This is a genomic window from Nocardia carnea, from assembly GCF_029868325.1.
Classification (GTDB): Bacteria; Actinomycetota; Actinomycetes; order Mycobacteriales; family Mycobacteriaceae; genus Nocardia; species Nocardia carnea_C.
Map to the genome: position 1 here is coordinate 1 of NZ_JARWNW010000282.1, position 5455 is coordinate 5455.

General features: G+C 67.2%; 6 protein-coding genes and 1 pseudogene. 3 read left to right on the forward strand and 4 right to left on the reverse strand.

All coding sequences use genetic code 11. The features are described 5' to 3' along the window. From QH196_RS27230 to QH196_RS27240, 3 genes are all read right to left on the reverse strand, one after another. The coding region (locus QH196_RS27230) for an ABC transporter permease (protein ID WP_280418695.1) at nucleotides 1–852 on the reverse strand (852 nt) is incomplete at its 3' end. An 8-nt stretch (nucleotides 853–860) separates the two neighbouring features. Next, nucleotides 861–1679, reverse strand: coding sequence for an ABC transporter permease (locus QH196_RS27235; protein ID WP_280418696.1), 819 nt, complete (start codon nucleotides 1677–1679; stop codon nucleotides 861–863). Next, a complete protein-coding gene (locus QH196_RS27240) occupies nucleotides 1679–2653 on the reverse strand; it encodes an ATP-binding cassette domain-containing protein (RefSeq protein WP_432279565.1) in 975 nt (324 codons plus the stop codon). Before QH196_RS27240 ends, QH196_RS27235 begins: the two co-directional genes overlap by 1 nt. A gap of 550 nt (nucleotides 2654–3203) precedes the next feature. On the opposite strand from QH196_RS27240, the gene QH196_RS27245 reads away from it, so the two are divergent. From QH196_RS27245 to QH196_RS27255, 3 genes and pseudogenes are all read left to right on the forward strand, one after another. Further along, nucleotides 3204–3986 (forward strand): GntR family transcriptional regulator, encoded by a 783-nt coding sequence (locus QH196_RS27245; protein WP_280418698.1) that lies wholly within the window; start codon nucleotides 3204–3206, stop codon nucleotides 3984–3986. Next, complete coding sequence (locus tag QH196_RS27250) at nucleotides 3987–4214, forward strand: 4Fe-4S dicluster domain-containing protein (RefSeq protein ID WP_033246130.1); 228 nt, start codon at nucleotides 3987–3989, stop codon at nucleotides 4212–4214. It abuts the gene before it with no gap. Between the two features lie 8 nt (nucleotides 4215–4222). Further along, nucleotides 4223–5213: pseudogene (locus QH196_RS27255) on the forward strand (ABC transporter substrate-binding protein); the annotation flags it as partial. Nucleotides 5214–5266: 53 nt separating this feature from the next. Here the strand turns inward: QH196_RS27255 and QH196_RS27260 are convergent. Then, complete coding sequence (locus QH196_RS27260) at nucleotides 5267–5428, reverse strand: helix-turn-helix domain-containing protein (RefSeq protein WP_280418699.1); 162 nt, start codon at nucleotides 5426–5428, stop codon at nucleotides 5267–5269. Between the last annotated feature and the right edge of the window lie 27 nt (nucleotides 5429–5455).

The following is a 5455-nucleotide window of genomic DNA, read 5'->3' on the forward strand; positions in this document are numbered from 1 at the left end:
TCCCGCGGCCGCGCGGGGGGGGGGGGGGGGGGGGCGGGGGGCGGGGCGGCCGGGCGCGGCCGGCCCCCCCCCCCCCCCCCCCCCCCCCCCCACCGGCCCCAACACGACGATCAATCCGATGGTCCAGAGCACGGTGACCGCCAGCGGCTGGGCCACCGGACCGCCCTCGGTCAAACCGCGGACAGTATCGATCGCCGGTGTCATCGGCTGATGCCGGACCACCGGCTGCAGCCAGCCGGGGTACTCGGCGACGGGTGCGAAACCGCCGTTGAAGAACAGCAGCAGCAGGAAGAATCCGTTGAGTTGCTGGACGGCCTGCCGGCCGGAGGCAACCGTCGCCATGGCGATCACCGGCACCGCGATACCCACCGCGAACAGCATCGCCACCAGCACCGCGCCGATACCGGCAGCGAAACCCTGCTCGAACCGGAACCCGAGGGGGATGGCGACGGCGAACAGGACAACGGTGGCGATCCCGGTGCGCACGGCCTCGGCGAGCAGCCGCCCGGCCAGAAACCCCGGGCGCGGCACCGGAAGTGTCCACATCCGGGCCAGCAGTCCGGTATCGCGTTCGTGGATGAGGCTGATCGCGGTGGCCAGGGTGCCGAACAACGCACCCACCAGCGCCACCAGACCGGTGTTGCCGAAAATACTGTCACCGCCACCCATCGAGGTCACGGTCTTGCCCAGGACCAGCTGGAACATCAGGAGCAGGAAAGCGGGAAAAACTATCGACTGCACCACGATCCCCGGATCGCGCGACCAGGAACGCAGCAGCGCCGCCGCTTGGACGACCGATTGGCGCAGTACTGGAACGGCCTGCCGGGCCGGCCAGGTTGTTGTCTCTGTCATCGTCTCCGTCATCGTTTCACCTGTGCTCGGCCCGCGGCCACGATTGCCGCACCGCCGAGGGCGAGCAACGCCACCGACCAGAGCAGGACCGCGGTCGGTTCGAAATCGGTGCCCGCGGCGAGCGCGCGAAGCGCATCGGCGTACACCGACATCGGCTGATTGCGCACGAACGGCTGGATCCAGTCGGGAAATGCCTCGGCCGCGACAAGGCCGGTGGAAGCCATCACCAGGATCAGCTGGGGGATCATGAGCACGCTCGCGATGGACACCGAATTGCGGGCCACAGTGCCGATCGCGTCGGTGACCATACTCAGCGCCAGCCCGAAAACGACGACGAGCGCGGCGAAGGCAACCGATTCCACGATCGTGCCCTGGAGCCGGAAGCCCAGGGCACAGCCGATGGCGAGCCCGCCGCCGAGCGCCAGGATCATCCGGACGACCACCCAGGCCATCCGCCCGAGGAACGGGGCCACGCGCGGAATCGGCAGCGACATCATCCGTTCGTGCACACCGGCTCGGGCGTCCTGCCCCGCGGTCTCGGTGGCGGTGATCGCGGTGAAGAGCCCGGCCTGCAAAAGGATTATCGGGGTGAGGAATTGCGCGTAATCGCCGCCGCCGAGTTCGAACTGGCGGTGCAACGGCGTATAGAAGCAGAGGAAGAACACGACCGGCCCGAGAACGGCGAAGACGATATCGCCGGAGCGGAGCGCGGCCGAGATCTTCTGGCGGGCGAGAGTGGCAGTGGCCGGTACCAGCCCGACCGAACTCCGGGGTACAGCCGTGCCCGGAGAGTTCGTGGCGGTCACGCGCTGCACAGCGGTCGTCATCAGCTCGTCTCTGTCAGTTGGAGGAACACCTCGTCCAGTGAGGGCTGCCGCAGGCCGATATCGACCACGTCGATCCCGGCGCTGTCGAGCCGGCTGATCACGCCGGCCACCGTTGCCATACCGTCCGGCGCCCGGACCACCAGTCGCGGATGGACCTGGGCCCCCGCGGCCGCGCCGTCCGCGGGTGACTCGACGAGTTCGAGCCCGTCGAGCAGGTCGACGACCCGGGCCGTATCGGCCCGCTCCACGAGAGTCACCTCGCACACTGCCGCCCCGACCTGCTTTTTCAGCTGCCCCGGGGTGCCGGCGGCGACCACGGTTCCACGGTTGAGCATCACGATGTGATCGGCGAGCCGGTCGGCTTCCTCGAGATACTGGGTGGTCAGCAGGACGGTGATCCCTTCCTCCCGCAGGCCTGCGACGGTATCCCAGACCATGGCGCGGCTGCGTGGGTCCAAGCCGGTGGTCGGTTCGTCGAGGAACAGCACCTCGGGCCGGGTGACCAGGGCACTGGCGATATCGACCCGGCGCTGCATCCCGCCGGAAAGGGCGCCGACCCGCCGGTCGCGCACCGTGACCAGGTCGAACTGTTCGACGAGCTCGTCTATGCGGATGCGCAACCCGGGGCCGCGTAAACCGGTGAGCCGGCCGAACACGGACAGATTCTCCGCCGTGGTGAGCCCCTCGTCCAGCGATGCGTATTGCCCGGTGAGCGAAATGGTTTCGCGCACCCGGGCCGCCTCGGTGACGACATCGTGACCGCAGATGCAGGCGCTGCCGGAAGTGGGTCGTTGCAGGGTGGACAGCAGGGTGACCGTGGTGGTCTTACCGCTGCCGTTCGGGCCGAGCAGGCCGAGTATCTCTCCGCGGGCCACCTCGAACGAAATACCTCTGAGAGCCGCCACCTCACCGTACGACTTGACGAGATCGGTGACCTGGATTGCTGCCACGTGTGCTCCTTCTGTGGAGGTCATCGCATCGGCACCGCGTTCTCGTGGGGCCGAACGATCTTCCGGCCTGCCAACCGGTGTGCAGTGGCCACTCGGTGCATGGTGGCCTGGATTTTCTGCCTCACACGGCGGGTCTGCCGGGGACCCGCTCCGATACTTAGGGAAGGCTACACTATCTTTTGGAAAGGTGGTGGGGGTCAACTTTTTGCGATATCGGTGTGCAGCCGGCCACTGCTCCACCGCGAAGGGCTCGGTCGGGGTTCTGTTCCGAGTGAGGTCGTCGAGGTCGAACCGGAACACCGTTTCGCATACACATTCGACGCGAATTGGACGCCGGCTTGGCGATACCTCCAGCGCCACCGGTTCGGTGAACCGTCCGCTCGGATCGATCCGCTTCTTTCGAATCGGGCTGATCTCAACCGGGCCGGGCGTGCCACAGGTGGCGGAATAGCCGCAAAACCCCTTGTCCATGCTGGTCGCGCCCGTCCGTGACCCGGCGTAAGCCTCGAGCCGCGCACCCATTTCAGCCGCGGTCATCCGAAACCCTCGAATAACGCCACTATCGTCGCGGTTCATGCAGGTCAGCGAGATAAGTTCGGAGCGGTCAGGCGGCGGGGCGACCGTGCGTCGGCTGCGTGCGGACCAGGCGAGGCGCGTGGCCGATATCCTGCGCCACCAGATCCACGCGGGGACCGTCGGTGACACTCTGCCCGGCGAGCAGCAGTTGGCCGCGGAACACCGGACATCTCGCAACACGATCCGCGATGCGCTGGCCCTATTGCGCGACGAAGGACTGATCGCCCGCGCGCCGCGGGTCGGAACCCGGGTGGCCGCCCGGAAATTCGATCACGGTCTGGATGCGTTGCTGGGCCTGCAGGAAACCCTGGAGGGGCGCGGGACCGTGCGCAACGAGGTCCGGGTGGGCCGCCGCACCACCACCCCGCCCGTAGTCGCCCGCCGGCTCGGCCTCGAACCCGGTGAGCAGGTCGTCTACCTGGAACGCCTGCGTTATCTCGGTGATCAGCCGCTGAGCCTGGACCTCACCTATCTTGCTCCCGATATCGGCGCCCGTGTCCTCGACCACGATCTGGCCCACACCGATGTGTTCGTGCTCCTCGAACAGCTCAGCGGGCAGTCACTCGGTTCGGCGGACCTGACCGTGGAGGCGATACCCGCCGACCGGCATACCGCCGCCACGCTCGACGTCCCCGCCGGCGCGCCGCTGCTGATGCTCGAACGTCTCACCCGTCTCGACGACGGAACACCGGTCGACCTCGAGTACATCCGGATGCGCGGTGACCGGATCACTCTGCGCGGCAGTCTCTCCCGCACGAACCCCGAATGGAAGGTCCTCTAGATGGCCCTGGCGAACCAGCGCACGGATATCCCCGTGACCATCGACGAATCGCTGTGTATCGAAGGCTGCACCCTGTGCGTCGAGATCTGCCCGCTCGACTCCCTCGCGATCAACCCCGACAACGGCAAAGCGTTCATGCACGTCGACGAATGCTGGTACTGCGGCCCCTGCGCGGCCCGCTGTCCTACGGGCGCCGTCACCGTCAACATGCCGTATCTCCTGAGGTAGACCCCACCATGCTCACACTGAAACGCCTGGCCGCGTTGCTCGCCGCCGGGGCGCTCGCCCTCACCGGATGCTCGCTGGAAGACGCCGCCGCCGGCGATACGGTGCGCGTCGTCATCGGATACCAGTCCAAAACGATCAACACCGTCACCGCGGGCACCCTGCTGCGCGCCCAGGGGTATCTGGAGCAGCGGCTGGCCCGGCTCACCGAGGACGGTGGCCCGGCCTATGAGGTCGAATGGCAGGACTACGACACCGGCGCGCCGATCACGGCGCAAATGGTGGCGGAGAAGATCGATATCGGTTCGATGGGTGATTACCCGCTGCTGATCAACGGGTCACGCACGCAGGCCAACGAACGTTCCCGCACGGAATTCCTCTCGGTCACCGGCTACAACCCCAAAGGTGCGCTGAATATGGTTGTGGTACCGCCGGATTCGCCCGCGACAACTTTGCCCGATCTGGCGGGGAAGAAGATCTCCGCCAGTGTCGGATCCGCCGGGCACGGCACTCTGGTGCAGGCGCTGACCCGTGCCGGTATCGACCCGGTCACCGGCGTGGAGGTGCTCAACCAGCAACCGCAGGTCGGGGCGTCGGCCTTGGAATCGGGACAGGTGAGCGGCCTATCACAATTCGTCGCCTGGCCGGGGCTGCTGGTGTTCCAGGACAAGGCGAAACTGCTCTACGACGGTGCCGAGTTGAACGTTCCCACATTCCACGGGGTGGTCGCCCGGAAGGACTACACGGCACAGCATCCCGAAGTGGTGGACGCGTTCCTCCAGGCGCAACTGGATGCCACCGAATTCCTGTGGCAGGAACCGCTGGAGGCCGCGCGGATCGTGGCCGAGGGGTCGGGTCTCCCGCAGGAAGTGGTGTACCTCTACAACGGCCCCGGCGGTACGTCGTTCGACACCACCCTCAAACCGAGCCTGCTGGCCGCGTTCGAAGACGATGTGCGGTACCTGAAGTCGATCGGCGATTTCGCCGATCTCGATACCGGCGCCTTCGCCGACGATCGGCGGATCCGGGCGGCGTTAGCCGCCCCCGGGCCGGGATTAGGCACCCCGGTTGGCGGTAACACCCAAACCACGCGGGGGTACGGGCCCGAGATCGGGGATGTCTTTGAGCTGCCTGCGCGAGGTGACACCGAGTTTGCGGAAGATGCTGCGCAGGTGGGCCTCCACCGTCCGCGGGCTGAGGAACAGGCTGCCGGCCACCTCCTTCGTCGTCGCACCGGTCGCGAC